The organism is Streptomyces sp. NPDC007095, from assembly GCF_040634475.1.
Classification (GTDB): domain Bacteria; phylum Actinomycetota; class Actinomycetes; order Streptomycetales; family Streptomycetaceae; genus Streptomyces.
This window is the reverse complement of the sequence record NZ_JBEYFS010000138.1, coordinates 1-18651: the sequence shown is the minus strand read 5'-3', so window position 1 is coordinate 18651 and position 18651 is coordinate 1. Positions and strand designations below refer to the sequence as shown.

The window sequence follows — 18651 nt, the reverse complement described above, 5'->3', positions numbered from 1 at the left end:
TGCTAGCCATGAGGCGACTGCAGCGATGATGGACCAGAATGCGACACCGGTGCCCGATCCCACCCCGGACATAAATGCTAGGAATGAAGTAATGATAAGACCGGCGGAGCGCCAATCCCAGTGAATATTCCCTCGTCTTGCAGACTGCTCGGCTTGGACTCCATGCAGGGAAGTCAGGGCGCTTCGGAACTTAGCGAGCGGTTCTCGGCTGGTTTCCACGGCGCGTACCGCGTTTGGTTCCATAGCCATGGCAGCACGGACGGCCTCTGCGTTGGCCGCCGGCCGCTTCCCTAGTCGCCTAGCGATATCACTCTCTTCGAGGCATGCTTCTACCACTTCGTGGTAGATCTTCGCCTCGGCTCGATCATTCCACACCACGCCGATGAGTCGGTCATACATCGTGCGGTCAGTGCTCGCCATCTCGCCCCCCCGGGTAACGCAGGCGCATGCTAGTACCACCCTGTAGCAGTCGGGTAGTGGGCCGTACCCGCTGGGGCATCTGAGTAGCCCCCGCGTGGGAAGCTGGAGTTAGGTATCCACTAAGAGAAGCGTCCGCGAAGTCGAGGAGGGGGAGACCAGGTGCCGCAGGCCAGTCCGCGAGGCACGTACTTGCAGGTCTCGGAGTCGCTGCGCCAGCAGATCGAGTCGGGGGACATCGGCGATGCTTTGTCGTCAGAAGCTGCTCTGATGAACTCGCACGGGGTCTCTCGCAACACGGTGCGCCGCGCTCTCAAGGTGCTGGAGGCTGACGGTGTCGTTGAGTCGGCTCCGGGTATTGGTTGGCGCGTCGTGCGGGGCGGTGACCGACGCTCCCTCGCAGAGCGGATGACCGACCTGATCGCAGAGGAATCGCTCTCAGTGGGGGATCCATACCCATCTGAAGCGAGACTCTGCGAGCGGTTCGGCGCTTCCCGTACTGCTGTGCGTCGTGTCCTTGCCCAGATGGAGGGAAACGGCCTGCTCGCCACCGTTCACGGCAAGGGGCGAACGGTGCGCGCTCTCCCGACCCACACCGCTCGCCCGTAGTCTTGGCCGTCATGGGACTGACTGAGTGGGCGTACGCGCTCTCTGAATCGTTGCTGTCCGATCCGCTCCCGCGTCGGTGGGCACACTCGCTGGGGGTCGCCAAGCGCGCTCGCTCCTTGGGCCCGATCATGGGTGACGATGCCGAGTTGCTGGAAGCCGCCGCGGTGCTGCATGACATCGGGTACTCGCCGGCCATCGCGACCACTGGCTTTCACCCGCTGGATGGCGCGCGGTTTCTCCGAGACCGGGAAAAGGCAGACGAGCGGGTTGTTCGTCTCGTGGCTCACCACTCTTGCGCCCTGTTGGAAGCCGAGGAGCGCGGACTGAGGCAGGAGCTTGAGGGGGAGTTCGAGCTTGAGCGGCCGGGCCTAGTCGACGCCCTGCTGTACTGCGACATGACGACGACACCCGACGGGACGCAGACCACGTCGGCTGAGCGGCTGGACGAGATCGTGCAGCGGTACGGTCCGGACACGATCGTCGCGCGGTTCATTCAGCGTGCGGCCCCCGAGATCCATGCAGCAGCGATGCGTGTTGAGGGTCGCTTGGCGGAGGTCTCTGCCGAGGGTCAGCCGATGTAGGGCTCTCGCCGCGAGTCGTCGAGGCCGTGGCGAATGCGCAGCATCATCGACGGGTGGATGTCCAGTCCGTCAAGGTCCGCTGGGTCAACCCAGCGGACCTCTTTTGACTCGCTGCTCGTACGCAGGGAACCGCCGATGGGGTGGGCCCGGAAGCAGATGGAGAACTGTTGCCGGACCTCTCCGTCGTCGTACGCCAGTACGTGTTCAGGGTCGGTGTAGAGCCCCACGATGCTGTCTACCTCAACGTCAATGCCGGTCTCTTCCGCGACCTCGCGGACGACGGTGTCACCGATGCGCTCGCCGATGTCGTGGCCACCGCCGGGCAGAGCCCACAGATCGTTGTCCGTCTTGTGGATGAGCAGCAACAACCCCGCGTCGTTTCGGACAACCGCGGTGACCGAGGGCACCACCGAGTTGGCGTGAGGGGCGTTCGGATCGCGGAAGTAGTCGATGCGACTCATCAGGCAGTGCCCTTCCAATCGGCAGGTGAAGAGATCGAACGGGCCGATTCCCAGACCTTCTCAACGCTCTCAGCGTAGGCGTCGAAGAGTTCACCGCCGGGCACGCGTCGCAGGTGCAGCACGGGGGACATGTAGGCGCCGACGCCGTAGAGGTGTCCGTTCGCCAGCATCTCGTCATCGGCCCGATAGATCGAGTTGTAAAGGGTCGTACCGTGCAGCCGGAACTCCACCCCAGGGAGGCCGAAGAGCGGGCCGTAGTTGATGAGGGCGTTACGGATCTTGCCTGCCATCGCCGCGCCGATCCCTTCGTCCTCGCCGCGCACCGCCACGGCTGGCGACGTGGGCTCTCCCAGGATGAAGCGGATGGGCACTCCGTCGGCTGACTTCTCTTTCACGATGCGGTGAAACGATGCGTCTTCCGTGAGCCAGAACCCGGAGTACACCAACAGGTCAAACTGACGGGTCGCCTTGGAGTAGAGGTTCGTCCAGAGGGTTTGCATCACGACGGACCGGTGTGGATAGAGCCTGACCAACTCCGCGTTGCCGGCGGCCGCGACCTCAGCTGAGGTGCGCTCGTCCGGCCACAGGTACGACACCTCGCACCTCAACAGCGATGCCGTTGCGAACTGGAAGCGGCGATATGGCTTGCGCTCAGGTTCGTTGATCCATCGCTCGACCGTCTTGGCCGCGACCCCGAGCCGTTCGGCGACCTCATCGAGCGTCAGGCCCAAGTCCACTATCGCGCCGCGCAGTCGCTCGTTCGCCACGTCAACCTCCGACTTCCTGGGACGACTTGGTTCGACTTCACGGTAGCTAAGAACGACCTGAGCCGTACATCCGCGAAGTCGATCGTCGTCGCTGCCGACGCCAGTCTGTAGGTACATCGAGCGCGAGAGGCCCGCAGACCTCAAACAACCGAAGGGCTTGACGGGGCGAACCTCTCTCTGCAAGATGAGGAACACGTAATACATGTTCCTCTCGTTCGGTCGCGTCAGCGAACCGAGCGAGCGCACGACCAGGAGCCCCGCGTTGGACGGGGGGAGGGCACCGGACAGTCGCCTGTTCCAGGCGATCCCTTGGCAGTCCGGATGGCAGACCGAAAGGTCAGGTCTCTGCCTACAACGGGGCCCTAGCGAGCTGTTCCTTGAACCGGCAGCCGCGTCCCCGAAAGAGACCACTCATCCACCGCAGCTCGCTGCGGAAGTCCGCAACGCACAAAGGAGAAGCACATGAGCGACAGCAAGAGCGGCGCCGTCTTCAACTTCGGCGACAGCAACATCACGTTCGGCGGCTCCGTGGTCCTGGGTGACCAGGTGGCCGTGTCCGGCGGTGTCGTCCACGGCGACGTGGTCATGGGCGCCGGGGCCAGCACCGAGGACACCGACGACGAGTAGATCGCCGTACGAACATCGCCCCGGCCACGCCGCGACGGTGGCGGACCGAATCCGCCCCGGGGCACTCACCCCCGCCGCGCTCGCGGCCTGGGGTTCACATCCTGGACGGTCGCCTCTCGCCAAAAGACCGCGACCGTCCCGGCATCCCTTCGGTGTCAGGAGATTCCTATGCGTACGTACGTCGGCCGTCAACGGGCCATTTCCCCTGAGGACTTCGCGGAGCTGGCGCTCGGCACCCCGGTTGAGCTGTGGCTCGGGGTCGAGGGCGAGACGGACGAGGAGCGCGCGGCCCGCGAGGACGCGGCGCGCGACATCCTCGCTGAGAGCCCGAACCTGCCCGACGACCTGATCCGGATGGCCGCGGTGGTCATCGAGGAGAACCGGGACCTGTTCGATGTCATCCCGCTGACCCGCCCCGCCCGCCGCCGCCCGGCACGCAAGGGGGTGGCGGCATGAGCGAGGTGTTGTTCGCCGCCGTGGCCGGTGTGCCGATGGCGGCCGGATGGTCGCTGCATGCGCTGCGTCTGCACCGCCGTATCGAGACGGCCCGCCGTGACCCGTTGACCGGCTTGTGGACCCGCGACGCGTTCGCGCAGCGGGCCCCGAGGGTGCTGGCGGGCGGTCGCAGTGCGGTCTACGTCATCGACCTCGACAGGTTCAAGGAGACCAACGACACCCACGGGCACGCTGCCGGAGACGCGGTCATCGCCACCACCGGCCAGCGTCTCGCCGCATGGGCCAACACCAACTTGGGCATCGTGGTGCGCCTCGGGGGTGACGAGTTCGCCGCGGTCGCCCGGGTGTACAGCCTCGCGGATCTGTCCTGGACGCTCAGCGAGTTGACCCGCGTCATCGAGCAGCCGGTCACCGTCGACGGCCACCTGCTCACGGTGGGCGCCTCCATCGGCGCGGTCGCCTACGACCCCGCCACGGACGACGTGGACCTGTCCACCTTGCTGCGGCTGGCGGATGAGCAGATGTACGCGGCCAAGCGTTCCGGCGCCGACTGGCTGACCGCTCTGGATCTGACCCCGCTGAGCGCAACGGCCAACGGTCGGCGCGTCGGACGGCCCGGCACGGCGAGCGGGACGGAGGCCGCGGCATGACCCCCACGACCTCTACCCCCGAGGCGCCCGCCGCTTCTGGGGTGCCGCCGTTGACGCGCCCGGAGCTGGGGCTCGCCGGAGTCGGCGCGCTCGCTGCCGCCGCGGTGGGCGCGCTGGGACTGATCTCCTCCTTCGACGCCGTCTCGGCTGCTGCGGCGAGCTGGGGTTTCCGCTCGCCGTGGATGCTGCCGGTGGGTATCGACGTGTCCATCCCGGTGTTCACCGTCGCCAACCTGTTGTTGATCAGGATGGACATGGCGCTCGCCTGGGTACGGTTCGTGCCCTGGGTGCTCACGTTGATCACGTGCGGGCTGAACATCGCGGCCGGACACTCTCTGTCGGCGAAACTCGCGCACGGCACGATGCCGCTGCTGTGGGTGGTGTTCTCCGAGATCGGCGCGCACATCTACGCCGTGCGGATCGGCGCCGCCACCGGGCGCCGTATGGAGAAGATCCGCTTCTCCCGCTGGCTGCTCGCCTTCCCCTCCACGTTCGCGCTGTGGCGCCGCATGACGCTGTGGGAAGTCACCTCCTACACCGCGGCCCTGGTGCTAGAGAAGGAACGGCAGTTGGCCCGTGCGGACCTGCGCGAGGAGCACGGTTGGCGGTGGCGGTCGAAGACCCCGCGGCGTGAGCGCGTGATGCTGCGCATGGGCGACCTCGCCCCCGCCACCGAGCAGGACACCCCCGCACCACCCCCGGTGAGCAGTCCCCCGGCACGACCGCCCGTACCCAAGCCGCGCCCGCGGCGGCGCGGCAAGGCGAAGGCCGTGGGCAAGGTGCAGCGCACCTTTGACGAGCTGCTCGTCGAGGCGCGCGCCATCACGGCGCCGTGGTTGGACGGGGAGGTGAATGCCGAGGCCATCCGTGCCGCGGTGCACTGCTCTGCTGCCAACGCCCGCAGCCTGCGGGACGCGCTGAAGGCCGAGCGCGCCGACGGCCTTCCGCTGCACTCCGTGGGCGCCGGTCGTGAGTCGGATGAGGCGGCCGCATGACGTCCCGGAACAAGCGTCGGCGGCCGGTCGGCGACATGTTCCCGGGCATGGCGGACCGCATCGAGAAAAGGCCGCCCAAGGCAGACGCCGAGCCTGAGGCCCTCACCCTGGATGAGGCCATCGCCCGCTCGTACGCCATCCTCGATCGCGTCCTGGCCGCCTTCCCGGTGGTCGCCACGATCGGACTGTTCTCCGGTGGCAATGACTCCGTCGTCGTCAACCACCTCTTCCGCAGCCGCGTGGATGCGATCGCGCACGTCAACACCGGTACCGGCATACCGGAAACCACCCAGCACGTGCGCGACGTGGTCGCCGCCTGGGGCCTGCCCCTGCATGAGCTGCGCCCTCGGCACTCTTACGCGGATCTCGTCATGGGCCGCGTGCTCTCCACCCGCGGCAAGAACATCGGCCGGCAGGTGTGGAAGGGCTTCCCCGGCCCGGCCGGACACTCCGTGATGTACCGGCGGTTGAAAGACGAGCCGCTCCAGCGGCTGCGGGGACAGATCATCGGCCGCCACGGGCGCACCCGCAACGTCGTCTACCTCGGTGGCATGCGGTGGGCCGAGACCGACCGCCGCTTCCGTAACGCCGAAGAGGTCGACCGCGAAGGCGCCCTGATCTGGGTCTCCCCGATCGTCCACTGGACCGACGCCCACATGCGCGAATACCGCACCCGGCACCGCTGCAACCTCCCCCACGAACACGCCGAACACCAACTGTGCTGGCCGGACGCGCTGCCGCTGAACGAGGTGACCGTCCACCTGCACATGTCGGGTGAGTGCCTGTGTGGGGCGTTCGCCAAGCCCGGCGAACTCGACGAGATCGAATTCTTCTACCCCCACGCCACCAAGCCGCTGCGCGAGCTGCAGCAGGAAGCCCAAGACGCGGGGCTAACCGCGTGCAAGTGGGGCCAGCGGCCGCCCGGCCAGCGCAAGGGCCGTCGCCCGGCCGGGCGCCTGTGCGCCAAGTGCGACGGCATCGAGGGCCAGAACGACTTGCTCGCCGAATGGCGCGAGTCGGGCCTGATCACCTCCGGCCAGTACGACACCTTCACCCGCACCGACGAACAGCGCGCCGCCTGAACACCCCGACCACTCCTAGGAGTTCCGCCATGACTGCCCCGACGACCCTTCGCCTGCACTGGATCATGACGGTTCAGTACGGCCCGGAGACCTCGACGCTCAGCAACACGGCCGAGGTCGACGCCACCGCGTCCCGCACCGAGGTCTACCGCGACTTGCGTGCCCACGTCGCGCAGAAGATCGGCACCCGCAGCTTCGTGGTCCTGTACTTCGCGCTGGAGCCCGACCAGCTCTGACCGTCCGCCCGCCATTCCCGCGGGGTCCGTCCGCCCACCTCCTACAGCGACGGCCGGACCCCGCCTTCCTCCCCTTGGAAGGAACCCTCAGTGAACCAGCCCGACGACAACGAACTGTTCCACCGGCTCGAAGCCGAGATGACCGCCGACCCCGGAGCCGAGGTGGTCGACCTCGACAAGGCCCGATCCGCGCGTGTCGGGTCGGCCGCCCCGGCTGCCGACCCGCTGCCCGACTCCCGCCCGACCGAGTCGGGTGTCGAGTCGGCCGACCCGGATGATGAGGAGTCGGGCGACTCGGTCGCCCGACCGGTCGACCGGCCCGACCTTCCCGCGCCGGGTATCACTACCTACAAGCGTCGGCCGATCCTGCCGACGTGGCTGACCTCGAAGCCGGGGTTCGTGTCGACCGCGCAGCGGGCGACCGGCAACGCCTTCTACGCCACCGCCTTCCACGGCATCCGCACCCCCTGGTACACCCTCCAGCTCACCCTGCACGCCCCGCGCGGTGCGGCCCGTTTCGTACGGGACACCAACCGGTGGGTGTGGGATGCGGAGGGCGCCCCGCTGCGCGCGTACGAGGTACGCCGGGAGAACACCGCGGAGTACCTGAAGCTATCGCGGCAGCGGGACGGGCGGGTGCGGCTGCGGGTGCTGGTCACCACGGTGGCGCTCGTCTTCGGCGCCGCGTTCGCCCTGACGATGTACGTGCTGGCCCCCGCCTGGCTGGGGGTGCTGGCGTCGGCCGCGGTACTGGTCGCTGGGTTCTGGGGCTCCCCGCAGGACCATCCCGTGATCGGGCCCGCGGTCCTCAAGACTGAGATCCAGAAGCTCACCGGCCCGATCGTGCTGCGCGCGCTGGACAACATCGGCAACGCGAAGCTGTCGGCCGCCATCAAGAAGGGCGGCGACATGAACGGGATGCGCTTCACCTCCGAGATCACCCGCGACGGACCCGGCTACCGCGCCGACCTCGACCTCCCCTGGGGCGTCACCCCGGAAGACATCATGGAAGCCCGCAAGCCGCTGGCGTCCGGGCTGCGCCGCAAGGTGGGCTGCGTGTGGCCGTCGGCCGACCCGACCGAGCATGAGGGGCGGCTGATCCTGTGGGTGGGCGACAAGCCTATGAACGAGACCACCAAGCCCGCCTGGCCGCTGCTGAAGTCCGGCAGCGTGGACCTGTTCAAGCCGGTCGTGTTCGGCAACGACCAGCGCATGGGCGACGTCGCCGTGACCCTGATGTTCGCCTCGGTCGTCGTCGGCTCCATCCCGCGCATGGGCAAGACGTTCCTGATGCGCCTGTTCCTGCTCATCGCCGCACTGGACCCGCGCGCGGAGCTGTACGCGTTCGACTTCAAGGGCACCGGCGACTTCGGCGCCCTGGAGCCGGTCTGCCACCGCTACCGGGCCGGCGACGAGGACGAAGACATCCTCTACGTCCTCCAAGCGCTGCGGGAGCTGCGGGCAGAGCTGCGCCGGCGGGCGAAGGTCATCAAGTCCCTGCCGCGCTCACGCTGCCCGGAGTCCAAGGTCACCCCGGAACTGGCCAACGACAAGTCCCTCGGCCTGCACCCGATCGTCGCCGGATTCGACGAGTGCCAAGTCCCCTTCGAGCACGAGAAGTACGGCGCGGAAATCGAAGAGATCGCCACCGACCTCGGCAAACGCGGTCCCGCGCTCGGGATCGTGGCCCTGTTCGGCACCCAGCGCCCCGACGCGAAGTCGCTGCCCACCGGCATCTCAGCGAACGCCGTGCTGCGGTTCTGCCTGAAGGTGATGGGCCAGCCCGCCAACGACATGGTCCTCGGCACGTCGATGTACAAGGCCGGATACCGGGCCACCATGTTCTCCCGCACCGACCGCGGCATCTGCTGGATGGCCGGCGAGGGCGACGACCCCCGCATCGTCGCGAGCGCGTTCGTCGACGCCCTCGGAGCCGAACAGGTCGTCGTCCGCGCCCGCAAGATGCGCGAGGCCTACGGCAACATCACCGGCCACGCCATCGGCGAGACACCCGAAAGCGGCGAGCCCGCCTTCGACTTGCTCGCCGACATCCTCAAAGTCGTCGCGGCCGACGAAGACAAGGTGTGGAACGAGAAGGTCGCCACCCGCCTCGCCAGCCTGCGGCCGGAGATCTACGGCGGGTGGAAGGCCGAGACGGTGACCACGAACCTGCGCCCGCACGGCATCGCCGCGCAGGACGTCTGGGGTACCACCGACAAGGGCAAGGGCACCACCCGCCGCGGCATCGCCCGCGCCGACATCACCACCGCCATCACCCAGCGTGACGGAAAGCGGTCCGGAGGCTGACGCGCACCGCTGCTAGGTCTAGCAGCCCACGCTGCTAGACCTAGCACCCCCGCTAGCACCCCATACCGGCTCTGATCAGCAACCTCGTACCTAGTACCCGACCTGCGAGAACGCCGGAAACCCCGCCTGGAAGGCACCCCATGACCCCCCTTCTCCTTGCTTGCGCCTGCCTACTCGTCATCACTCTGGGTTACGTGAGCCTGTGTGCGGCGAGCCCGTACGGCGACTGCCGCAAGTGCCACGGCTTCGGCTTCGCGACGAAGACCGACCGCAAGGGCCGCACGAAACGCGGCAAGGACTGCCGCCGCTGCAAGGGCCACGGCAAACGCATACGCATCGGCCGCCACCTCTACAACCTCTGGCTGCGCGTCGCCCGCGATGGCACCGACACCCCTGCCGCTGCCAAGCGGCCCGCTCCGAAGGGATAACCGATGGCCGTCACCGTCTCCCTGGTCGCCCTGTGCGGCTTGGTCCTGTTCTTCCTGCTCCGCTCCAAGACCCTCGGCTACGGCTCCGCGTTCATCGCCGTGATGTTCGGCTTCTACCTCGCCTCCACCGGCGCCTCCGGCCCCGTGACCGAACTGACCGCCGCCGTCGTCGACGCCCTCGGCAAGATCTAGGAGACCACCGTGAACGAACAGATCGTGGCCCGTCACTGGCTCGCCATCATCGCCCCCAAGGTCGCGCCCGCCGTGGCGACGTCCACGATGCTGATCCTGGCCCGGATCTGGAACGCCAACGGTGCTGAACACTCCGTCGGCAACGCCGTGTTGATGACCGCGCTCTCCCTCGCCGCCGGGGCGGCCGGCATGTGCGCGAGCATCGGCCGCGCCGGAGACCCCGTCATCGCAGGGACCGCGTTCGCCGCGTCCGGAGGGCTCGCCCTCGCCGGGGTCGCCGGATACGCCGACGGAACCTCGCTGCCCCTGCTGCTGTGGGTGCTCGCTACCGCGGTCGCCTATGGGCTCGCCGCACGGTACTGGCGCACCGACCGCCGCGAGCGCGTGGCGTACGAGCGGCACGTGAGCGACCGCCGCGAGGAACGAGCCCACATCGAGCGTGTCGAAACCATCCGCGGCACGACACAGATCGAGGTGGCCCGCACCGGCGCCGCCTACGCCGAACAGCTTGCTCAAGCACTCGTCACCCGCGCCGCGCTGCCCGGCTTCGACCTCAAGGCCCTGGAAACCGCGGGCCTGCCTCAACTGCCCGCCGCCGACACCTTTCAGGAGTGAGCATGCCCCGTAAGCCCCGGACCGCCGTTGAACTCTGCGACGCAGCCGCGGAAGCCGTACGCGACCTCAACCACGCCACCCAGAGTGCCAAGGGTGAGTTGACATACCCCGGCGGCGCGTACGAGGTGGTCGCGTCCCTCAAGCTCCTCACCCAGCGCCTGCCGCAGAGCTTCGACCAGCTCTCCGACTTCCTGGGAAGGCTCGCCAAGACCGGCGCGGTCACCGCCGACTACGGCACACCGGACGACGACCTCGCCGAGGCCCGTTTCGCCCTCGACTCCGCCGCGACCACCGCGCAGAGCCTCACCGAGCACCTGGCCCGCGCCCACAGCGCGCTGGCGCCGCTCGGCTACGACACCACCACCGAAGCCTGAATACGCCCGGGGCGGTCGCCTCTCGCCAAAGACCGCGACCGCCCCGGTTCTCCGTCCCTTCGACAGAAACAGGAGACCTCCAGCATGACCCATGACCGCAAGTCCACGCTGCCTCGCAGCGTGAATCCGGCGGGGCACCACCTGCGGACCGCCCTGGACCTCGCCGCGGCGGGCGTGCCGGTCCTGCCCCTACGCGCGGGGAAGGTCCCGTTCGGCAACTGCCACGCGTGCGAGGGCGGCGCCTGCGGTGGACGTCCCCACATGAAGAGCGCGGGCATCTGCCAGTGCTCGGCCGTGTGCCACGCCTGGGCTGCCGCGACCACCGACCCCAGCGTGATCACCTCTCGTGCATGGGCGTCGGCATGGCGGCAGGCTGCCGCCGTCGCCTACCACCCCGGAGGCGCCGGGTTGACCGTCGTGGACCTCGACAACACGCACGCGGTCGCATGGGCGCGGGAGACGCTGCCCGCCACCCGGACCGTGCCGACGACCCGCGGCGAGCACTGGATCTACCGCGGCGCCATGCAGTCGGCCAACGCCGTCCGACCGGGCGTGGACATCAAGTCCCGCATGCAGTACGCCCGCTGGCTCGGTCCCGGGACTGGCACCATGACCGGTCTGCCGCCCGCCGTCCTCGCCTTGGTCGTGAGGGAAGAGACCACCCCCGCCCCGGGGGAGGTGGTCTCTTCCCTCCCCGCGGGCGTCACGTGGGATCGGGCGGTCGCCACCGGCTGCCGCCACACCGAGCAGTACATCCGTATCGGCCTGGAACGGGGACTGGCCATGGTGCGCTCGCGCACCGAATCCGGTGCTGCGTCACAAGCGTTCGGGGTCGCCCGGTTCCTGGGAGCGCAGCACGCGCAGTGCCCAGGGCCGTGCGGACTGGACGCCATCGGGTGGCAGATCACCGCGGCGGCCGTCTCCGTCGGCGTCCCCGAGGACTACGCCCACCGCGCGGTCGCCAACGGTCTCCAGACGGCCGAGAGGGGCGCGGCATGACCGTTAAGCACTGCCCTCCCACCGACAGGAAGCAGCGCGCCATACAGCGCCCATCGCGGGCGGCCGTAGGCGACCGGAAGGACGTCGCCGAAGGCGTCCCCACTGCTCTTGGTCCTGACCCGCAGACTGACGATGGCACGGCCGCCGTCGTCCGGCCTGTGGAGCTCCACACCGAACTCAGCACACTGTGGCCGCTGTTGATGACCCGCGAAGGGAGGGCAGCCTCATGACCACACAGCCTGTGGACAGCCCCGACCTGTGGGCCGGACTGTCCGTCCTGGAAGAGCCGTCCGTCCCCGTGTGGGAGGACCCCGTTCCCCTCGCCGGACCGCGCAAGCTCACCGCGTTCCCCGTGGGCTCGCTGCCGGGCTGGCTGCGGGAGTTCGTGGCCGCGGTCGCCGAGGAGACACAGACCCCCGTCGACCTGCCTGGATGCATCGCCCTGTCTGTGCTTGCCACAGCGGCCGGCGGCCGGTCGGTGGTGCAGGTACGCGGGCACTGGCGCGAGCCCACCAACCTCTACGTCGTCGTCTCCCTCCCGCCCGCTAACCGGAAGTCCGCCGTGTTCGGCCTGCTCACCGACCCGCTGTACGAGGCGGAACAGCAACTGCGCACGCTGATCCAACCAGCGATCGTGGAAGCCGAGATGACCGCCCGCCTTGCCAAGGAAGCGGCCGACAAGGCCACCGCCAAGGCGGCATCCGCGAGCGCGGACGAGCGGGATGAGCTGGTCTCCACAGCGATCGCGTTGGCGCAGACCGCGGACAGCGTGACCGTGCCGGTCAAACCGCAGTTGCTCGCCGACGACACCACGGCCGAGACGGTCACCTCACGGATGGCGGAGCAGGGCGGCCGGATCGCTGTCATGTCCGCCGAGGGCGACATCTTCGACATCATCGCCGGACGCTACTCGGGCAAGCCCAACATGGGCGTCTTCCTCAAAGGCCACGCCGGAGACCGCCTCAAGGTCGACCGGCAGACCCGCGAGGAATACATCGAACACCCGTCTCTCACCATGGGGTTGTGCGTCCAGCCGCAGGTGTTGGACGACATCGGGCGGCAGGACGGGTTCAAGGGCCGCGGCCTGCTCGGCAGGTTCCTCTACTCGGTTCCTGAGTCGTTGGTCGGCCGCCGCAAGATTGAACCTGACCCCATCCCCGAGCAGGTGATGGGGACCTACCGGCGCCACGTACTCGACCTGACGCTGTTCCTCGCCGAGTGGACCGACCCCGCACTCATCCAGCTCACCCCCGAGGCCATCGCCACCCTCACCGCCTTCCAAGCACGGGTGGAACCGATGCTGGAAGCCCGCGGCGGCATCATGGGGCAGATCGGCGACTGGGGCGGCAAGCTGGTCGGTGCCACCGCCCGCATGGCCGCCCTGCTCCACCTCGCCGAACACCTCACCAAGGGGCACACCGTGCCCGTGGCGGAAGCGACCATGCGCGCCGCGATCGCGCTGGCCGAGTACTTCATCAGCCACAGCCTCGCCGCGTTCGACTCCATGGGCGCCGACCGCATCGCCGAGCGGGCCCGCTCCGTGCTGGAAGCCCTACGCACCCACGGGTGGCGCGAGGTCAGCAAGCGCGACCTGATGGTCAAACTCTCCCGCTCCGAGTTCCGCACCGCCAACGACTTGGACCCCGTGTTGGCCCTGTTGGAAGACCACGGATACGTGCGCGCCCAAGCCGTCCATCGCACCGGAGGACGCGGACGGCCGCCCTCCCCCCGCTACCTGGTCCACCCCCGCCTGACCGACCCGACCGCCTGACCCCCGCCACAGAAACCACAAAATCACAGAAATACCCCCGGCAAGCCCCTGACCAGCGGAGACAGCCGCTTCAGGGGCTCGCGGAGCGCTGCCACAGAAACCAACCGAGAAGCCACAGAAATAAGCGGGCACCGGCCGCACCGGGTCCGGCCGCCAATTTCTGTGGAGCTTTCCGCGATTTCTGTGGCAGCCCGCACCATGCGGCATCGCCGCAGGTCAGACCCGCAATCCAGGGTTTCTGTGTATTCCGTGGTTTCTGTGGCGGCTCTCGGCTGGTCCCACCACCTTCCCTTGCTCTCTCGCCCAAGGAGGAGTCGTGGCCAAGCCCCGCGACGAGATGCTCACCATCCCCGAAGTGATCGAAGAGATAGGCGTACCGCGAGCGACGTTCTACCGCTGGCGGCAGTACAAGAAGGGCCCGAAGTCCATCAAGCTCCCGAACGGCGCAGTGCGAATCCGGCGGTCCGAACTGAGCCGGTGGCTCCAGACGCTGGAGGAGAGCGCGTGACGAAGGACACCGACAGCGGGGCCGAGCAGAGCAACCGCTCGGCCCCGGACGGGTTTTCGCTCGATGTCCGCCTGTGGAAAGTGTCCAAGGCGCAGAGCAAGACCCGCCCCTACCAACTCCGTTGGAAAGTCGGAGGAAAGGTCAGTAGCGCCACCTTCGCCACGGTGGCTCTCGCAGAGAGCCGTAGATCTGATCTGTGGCAGGCAATGCGCCGTGGCGAGGCATTCCGCATCACGGACGGTCTGCCTGAATCCGAGGTACGGGCCGAGGTCAGTGCGGAGCAAGCCCGTGAGGAACTGCCCTGGTTCGCGTTCTGTCGCGAGTACATGGCGATGCGCTGGCCGACCGCCGCGGCCAAGACCCGTGAGGGCATCGCCGATGGGCTCGCCGCGGTGACGCTGGCGCTGGTAGAGCAGGAACAGAAAATGCCGTCACCGGAGGAGTTGCGTCTTGCCTTCCGGTGGGCGGTCATTCCCAAGAACGCCGAACTTGACCCACCGGAGGAACTTGAAGATGCCTACGGGTGGATATCCAAGAAATCGCTTCTTGTCTCCTCGCTGGAAGACCCGAAGATTCTGCGCGATGTTCAGTATCGGATCTCCTTCAAACTGGACGGCACCCCCGCGGCGGGGGAGACCTCCCGTCGTCGTCGGCGCGCGCTCAATACGGCGGTTGAATACGCCATCGAACGCAAGCTTCTGACGGAGAACCCACTCACCGCCCTCAAGAAGGTGAAGAGTTCCTCATCGGACCGTGTGGACCCTCGTGTTCTCGTGAACAAGACGCAGGCTGCGCAACTCCTCGCGTCGGTCTCGTACGTTGGGACATGGGACCGCAAGAAGGGCCGGCGCCTGGTGGGCTTCTACGCGGTCATGTACTTCGCGGGGCTCCGCCCGAGTGAGGCCGTGGGCCTCAGGAAGGCTGATTGCTTCCTCCCAGAGAAGGGGTGGGGGGTTCTGACGCTCCACGACACGCACCCCGTATCTGGCAAGCAGTGGACAGACAGTGGAGAGCGCCACGACAAGCGCGGCCTGAAGTCGAGGGAGGCCAAGGAAGACCGGCCGGTCCCGATTCCGCCGCCGCTCGTGGCCATGCTCCGCACCCACCTGAAGGAGTTCGGCACGGCCAAGGATGGTCGGCTTTTCACGAACGAGCGGGGCGGTCTCGTGGGCAGCAGCACCTATTGGCGCGTGTGGCGGGACGCTCGGGAGTACGCGCTCCCGCCGGACCTTCAGGCGTCCATCCTGGGAGGGCGGCCGTACGACCTGCGGCACACCTGCATCACCACCTGGCTGAACGCTGGCGTGCCGGCGGCCGAAGTTGCGCGTAGGGTCGGCAATTCACCTGAAGTGATCCACCGCGTTTATGAGGGGTGCCTTTACGGCCAGGAAGAGGCCATGAACAGGAAGATCGAAAGGGAACTGGATTTGTAGTAACTGCAGCTTCTCTGATCCGGTGCGTGTTGCATGGGATCCGCTTGTCGGGACCGCGGTTTGGGGTGTCCAAGCCGCGGCTATAACCAGGCTTCCTAGTAGTATGCGTTAAAAATCCAGGGGATCCGTTCGTAGAAATCATAATGGTCTGGATCAAAGTGGTCGTGACCACGACTGACCTGCTGTGGCCTCAGATTGAAATATGCCGATAGCCCCCAATGGTTTTCAGATTGCTCGGCTCGCCGTGTCAGATCTTTCTGAAGTTGCATAAGTGTTGGTGGCGATGTGGCGAGAAGGGCTTCTCTGGTTTTTGGACCTTCATACAGGTAGTCGACTATCCAGTTCATGTCCGACGCCTTGTTGTCGTCATAGTAGACCGCACGTGGTCGCAGTTCGTGCCCTGGGGGAAGTGCTGTCGCTTGCATCGTGTCGAGGCACGCGTCCATCATGCCGGTATACAGGAAACTACCAATTCGATTGGCGATTCGAATGTAGTAACCTCTAGTCAGCCCGATGTATTGATTAGGCTGACTGGTGCTGATGATCTTCCACCCTTCGGCACTCTTGGGCATGAATCTCTGGGCGATTGCCCAGCCCTTAGTCGTGTCCAGTAGCCTTTCCAGGTCGACGCCGTCCCAAATCCGTGTCGGAATTCCCCTATTTCTTTCAATTGCCTCTAGACGGCCGACAACGGCACTCGACGGCTGAGTGGAGCACACGAGAAGATATGCGTGGGCCTGGTGTTGATGTACTGCATCTACGATTCCGCCGTCTGCTCCGACGTCGTCTATTCCGACGGACCGGCCTTTCCCTTGGTTTGCGTGGGCCGTATGTTTGCAGGAAACGAGCCAGCGGCGGACCTTTGCGCCGAGATGTGAGCTTCCTGGCTCTTCCAGAATCAAATCTCGCCCGCCATCTGGACCTCTCCCGGACCAGAGCGCTTTGAAGCCCAAGGACACGGCTATCTCGCGAACAAGTAGCTCAAGGTCTTCGCCGTTCTGGGACAGTTCGGTGAAGTCCAGCATCGCTTCTCCCTGTCAGTTGCCAGTCATGCGAACGCTAGCGGGTCGGTCTGACACCGGCCTGGGGCCTCTGGTGGCTATGTCAGCCCTGCGCGGGAGCTCATGGTGAGGGGCGCGGTTTTGCACCGACCGTCCGTCCTCCGCGGCGCCGCTTCTGGCTGCAGGCGAGTGCGTCTATCGCAGGTCTATCGCGATCAGCGCGAAACAACGAGAAAGAGCGGGACCCAGTGAGACTGGTTCCCGCTCTCTCGTGTCAGCATCCGCCCTGGTCAGCGCTTAGTCCCTGCTGATCCCCGGCGAGTGCCCCCGGCAGGATTCGAACCTGCGCACACGGCTCCGGAGGCCGTTGCTCTATCCCCTGAGCTACGGGGGCGTGTCGGGCGCGGTGTTCGCGGCGACGGGTAGAACCCTACCAGCTCTTTCGTGGGGGGCTGGCATGGGTTTATGTGAGGGCGGGGCGGTGTTCCGGGGAGGGGGAGCGGAGGCGTCCGCGGGGGGCCTCCTTGGGGTGGTTGCCACCCCCGCACGGGGGTGGAAGTGGGGAAAACCCGGACGGCGCGGTGGGCGCGGACCTACTCTCGAGTTGTGCCAGGCGCGTCCGGCCGGGTGCTTGTTGTGGACGACAACAAGGTCATCCGGCAGCTGATCAGGGTCAACCTCGAGCTGGAGGGCATCGAGGTCGTGACCGCGGCCGATGGTGCCGAATGCCTGGACGTCGTGCATCACGTGCGGCCCGATGTGGTGACCCTGGATGTGGTCATGCCTCGGCTCGACGGGTTGCGTACCGCCGCCCGGCTGCGTGCCGACCCCCGGACCCGGAATCTTCCCCTCGCCATCGTCAGTGCCTGTACGCAGTACGAGGTCGACAGCGGGCTCGACGTCGGCGTTGACGCCTTTCTTGCCAAGCCGTTCGAACCTGCCGAACTTGTGCGGCTCGTACGGGAGTTGATGGAGCGGCGGGGGAGTGGGGGCGGGAGCGGGAGTGGGGCCGGTGGTGGCGGTGCCTTCGGCGGAGAAGCGTTCGGTCCGGATGAGCTCGGCGCCGAGGAGGTCGGGGCCGAGGAGGCCCAGCGCGCCGGTCATTGAGCGGGTGCCGCGCCGCTGAGTGGTGGTGTTGAGGAGTCGGGGGTGGTCGGCCCTGCGGGCACCTGCCTATCCGTGTCGGTGATCGGTGATCGGTGATCGGTGATCGGTGCTGCGTGAGAGTGGTGGGTTTTCCGTCGCGAGGGATGCGGTCGTCGTGCGGTTCCGGTCCCCCGTTCTTCGACGTTCCAGCGCTCCGTTCGAGTTGCCTTACTCCTTACTTCCTCCACGCCGCTGCCCCTGCTCCGTCCACGTCGTTGAGCGTCGGCCGTGGCGGCGGTCACTCACCGTCCGTCAGTGAGAACACCCTCGCCCTCCGCGCCCCGTCCACATCCCGGACCCTCGCCAAACCGACTCGCCTACCCACCCCCCTCCTCCCCTACGCTTGTCCCGTGACCCCCGTCGAGCTCTCCCGCACCGTGCTGCGCGCGGTGCGTCGTGCCGTGGACGAGGGGGAGCTGAGCGTGGTCGTGCCGGCACGGGCGGTGGTGACGCCGCCGGGGCCGGGTGGGTGTGGGGACTACGCCACGAACATCGCGTTGCAGTTGGCGCGGCCCGCCGGGCGGCCGGCACGGCAGGTCGCCGAGATCCTGCGGCCCCACCTCACCCGCAGTGACGGTGTCGCCGACGTCGCGATCACCGGGCCGGGGTTCCTCAACATTCGCCTGGGGGGTGGCGCGGGCGCCTGTCTCGTACGGGAAATTCGGCTCCAGCGTGACGCCTATGGGCGTGGCGACGTTCTCGCAGGGCAGATCGTCCCGCTCCGGATCCCGTACGACATCCGGGCCGAAGTCGTCGCCGACGCGCTCGTACGGATCGTAGCCACCCAGGGTGGCCGTGCAGAGGTGCACCACATCCATCTCTCGCCCGCCGAGCCCGCGGGCACCGAGCTCTCGCCCGCCGAGCCCGCCGGCACCGCGGGCACCGAGCTCTCGCCCGCCGAGCCCGCCGAGCCCGCAGGCACGGCAGGCACCGCAGGCACCGCCGGCACCGAGCCCTCGCCCGCCGACCCCTCACGCACCAAGACGCCGCACGCCC

At 67.5% G+C, this 18651-nt stretch carries 21 protein-coding genes, 1 tRNA gene and 1 pseudogene; 19 read left to right on the top strand and 4 right to left on the bottom strand.

What is annotated here, in order from left to right; genetic code table 11:
• The first annotated feature begins 579 nt into the window (after positions 1-579).
• Together ABZ656_RS36590 and ABZ656_RS36585 are read left to right on the top strand one after the other, a co-directional pair.
• Positions 580-1026, top strand: a complete 447-nt coding sequence (locus tag ABZ656_RS36590; protein ID WP_101400659.1) for a winged helix-turn-helix domain-containing protein — start codon at positions 580-582, stop codon at positions 1024-1026.
• A gap of 11 nt (positions 1027-1037) precedes the next feature.
• The gene (locus ABZ656_RS36585; protein ID WP_180362064.1) at positions 1038-1607 is read left to right on the top strand and encodes an HD domain-containing protein; all 570 of its coding nucleotides are present in this window, start codon (positions 1038-1040) and stop codon (positions 1605-1607) included.
• Here ABZ656_RS36585 and ABZ656_RS36580 read toward each other — a convergent pair.
• Together ABZ656_RS36580 and ABZ656_RS36575 are read right to left on the bottom strand one after the other, a co-directional pair.
• Positions 1595-2068 (bottom strand): NUDIX domain-containing protein, encoded by a 474-nt coding sequence (locus ABZ656_RS36580; RefSeq protein WP_101400661.1) that lies wholly within the window; start codon positions 2066-2068, stop codon positions 1595-1597. The genes ABZ656_RS36585 and ABZ656_RS36580 overlap by 13 nt on opposite strands.
• Positions 2068-2835, bottom strand: a complete 768-nt coding sequence (locus ABZ656_RS36575) for a helix-turn-helix transcriptional regulator (protein WP_101400662.1) — start codon at positions 2833-2835, stop codon at positions 2068-2070. Before ABZ656_RS36575 ends, ABZ656_RS36580 begins: the two co-directional genes overlap by 1 nt.
• A 462-nt stretch (positions 2836-3297) precedes the next feature.
• Between ABZ656_RS36575 and ABZ656_RS36570 the strand changes: the two genes are divergently transcribed.
• The 15 genes from ABZ656_RS36570 to ABZ656_RS36500 all read left to right on the top strand — a co-directional run bounded on the left by ABZ656_RS36570 (position 3298) and on the right by ABZ656_RS36500 (position 15508).
• Positions 3298-3462 carry a hypothetical protein gene (locus ABZ656_RS36570; protein WP_180362065.1) on the top strand — a complete coding sequence of 55 codons (165 nt, stop codon included), beginning with the start codon at positions 3298-3300 and terminating at the stop codon, positions 3460-3462.
• A gap of 168 nt (positions 3463-3630) precedes the next feature.
• Positions 3631-3918: a hypothetical protein gene (locus ABZ656_RS36565; protein ID WP_360273917.1), complete on the top strand. Its 288-nt coding sequence runs from the start codon at positions 3631-3633 to the stop codon at positions 3916-3918.
• Positions 3915-4568, top strand: coding sequence for a GGDEF domain-containing protein (locus tag ABZ656_RS36560; protein ID WP_360273914.1), 654 nt, complete (start codon positions 3915-3917; stop codon positions 4566-4568). The genes ABZ656_RS36565 and ABZ656_RS36560 overlap by 4 nt, the downstream gene beginning before the upstream one ends.
• A complete protein-coding gene (locus ABZ656_RS36555; RefSeq protein WP_360273911.1) occupies positions 4565-5563 on the top strand; it encodes a DUF2637 domain-containing protein in 999 nt (332 codons plus the stop codon). The genes ABZ656_RS36560 and ABZ656_RS36555 overlap by 4 nt, the downstream gene beginning before the upstream one ends.
• Complete coding sequence (locus ABZ656_RS36550) at positions 5560-6645, top strand: phosphoadenosine phosphosulfate reductase family protein (RefSeq protein ID WP_360273908.1); 1086 nt, start codon at positions 5560-5562, stop codon at positions 6643-6645. The genes ABZ656_RS36555 and ABZ656_RS36550 overlap by 4 nt, the downstream gene beginning before the upstream one ends.
• A gap of 29 nt (positions 6646-6674) precedes the next feature.
• Entirely contained in the window at positions 6675-6881 is a 207-nt protein-coding gene (locus ABZ656_RS36545; RefSeq protein ID WP_360273905.1) for a hypothetical protein, read from the top strand.
• 90 nt (positions 6882-6971) lie between these two features.
• Positions 6972-9188, top strand: a complete 2217-nt coding sequence (locus ABZ656_RS36540) for a cell division protein FtsK (RefSeq protein ID WP_360273902.1) — start codon at positions 6972-6974, stop codon at positions 9186-9188.
• 140 nt (positions 9189-9328) lie between these two features.
• Complete coding sequence (locus ABZ656_RS36535) at positions 9329-9616, top strand: hypothetical protein (RefSeq protein WP_360273899.1); 288 nt, start codon at positions 9329-9331, stop codon at positions 9614-9616.
• 3 nt (positions 9617-9619) lie between these two features.
• Entirely contained in the window at positions 9620-9808 is a 189-nt protein-coding gene (locus ABZ656_RS36530) for a hypothetical protein (protein ID WP_360273896.1), read from the top strand.
• A 9-nt stretch (positions 9809-9817) separates the two neighbouring features.
• Positions 9818-10423, top strand: coding sequence for a hypothetical protein (locus ABZ656_RS36525; protein WP_360273893.1), 606 nt, complete (start codon positions 9818-9820; stop codon positions 10421-10423).
• 2 nt (positions 10424-10425) lie between these two features.
• A complete protein-coding gene (locus ABZ656_RS36520) occupies positions 10426-10797 on the top strand; it encodes a hypothetical protein (protein ID WP_360273890.1) in 372 nt (123 codons plus the stop codon).
• 84 nt (positions 10798-10881) lie between these two features.
• On the top strand, positions 10882-11796 hold the full coding sequence (locus tag ABZ656_RS36515) for a bifunctional DNA primase/polymerase (RefSeq protein WP_360273887.1): 915 nt from the start codon (positions 10882-10884) through the stop codon (positions 11794-11796).
• A gap of 226 nt (positions 11797-12022) precedes the next feature.
• Positions 12023-13567 carry a YfjI family protein gene (locus ABZ656_RS36510; RefSeq protein ID WP_360273884.1) on the top strand — a complete coding sequence of 515 codons (1545 nt, stop codon included), beginning with the start codon at positions 12023-12025 and terminating at the stop codon, positions 13565-13567.
• Between the two features lie 316 nt (positions 13568-13883).
• Positions 13884-14075 carry a helix-turn-helix domain-containing protein gene (locus ABZ656_RS36505; protein WP_101400676.1) on the top strand — a complete coding sequence of 64 codons (192 nt, stop codon included), beginning with the start codon at positions 13884-13886 and terminating at the stop codon, positions 14073-14075.
• Positions 14072-15508, top strand: coding sequence for a tyrosine-type recombinase/integrase (locus ABZ656_RS36500; RefSeq protein ID WP_360273880.1), 1437 nt, complete (start codon positions 14072-14074; stop codon positions 15506-15508). The genes ABZ656_RS36505 and ABZ656_RS36500 overlap by 4 nt, the downstream gene beginning before the upstream one ends.
• A 95-nt stretch (positions 15509-15603) precedes the next feature.
• Here the strand turns inward: ABZ656_RS36500 and ABZ656_RS36495 are convergent, their stop codons facing one another.
• A complete protein-coding gene (locus ABZ656_RS36495) occupies positions 15604-16533 on the bottom strand; it encodes a restriction endonuclease (RefSeq protein ID WP_360273877.1) in 930 nt (309 codons plus the stop codon).
• Between the two features lie 298 nt (positions 16534-16831).
• Positions 16832-16903: transfer RNA gene (locus ABZ656_RS36490), tRNA-Arg, on the bottom strand.
• 212 nt (positions 16904-17115) lie between these two features.
• Between ABZ656_RS36490 and ABZ656_RS36485 the strand changes: the two genes are divergently transcribed.
• Complete coding sequence (locus ABZ656_RS36485) at positions 17116-17616, top strand: response regulator (RefSeq protein WP_101400680.1); 501 nt, start codon at positions 17116-17118, stop codon at positions 17614-17616.
• A 389-nt stretch (positions 17617-18005) separates the two neighbouring features.
• Positions 18006-18651: pseudogene (locus tag ABZ656_RS36480) on the top strand (arginine--tRNA ligase); the annotation flags it as partial.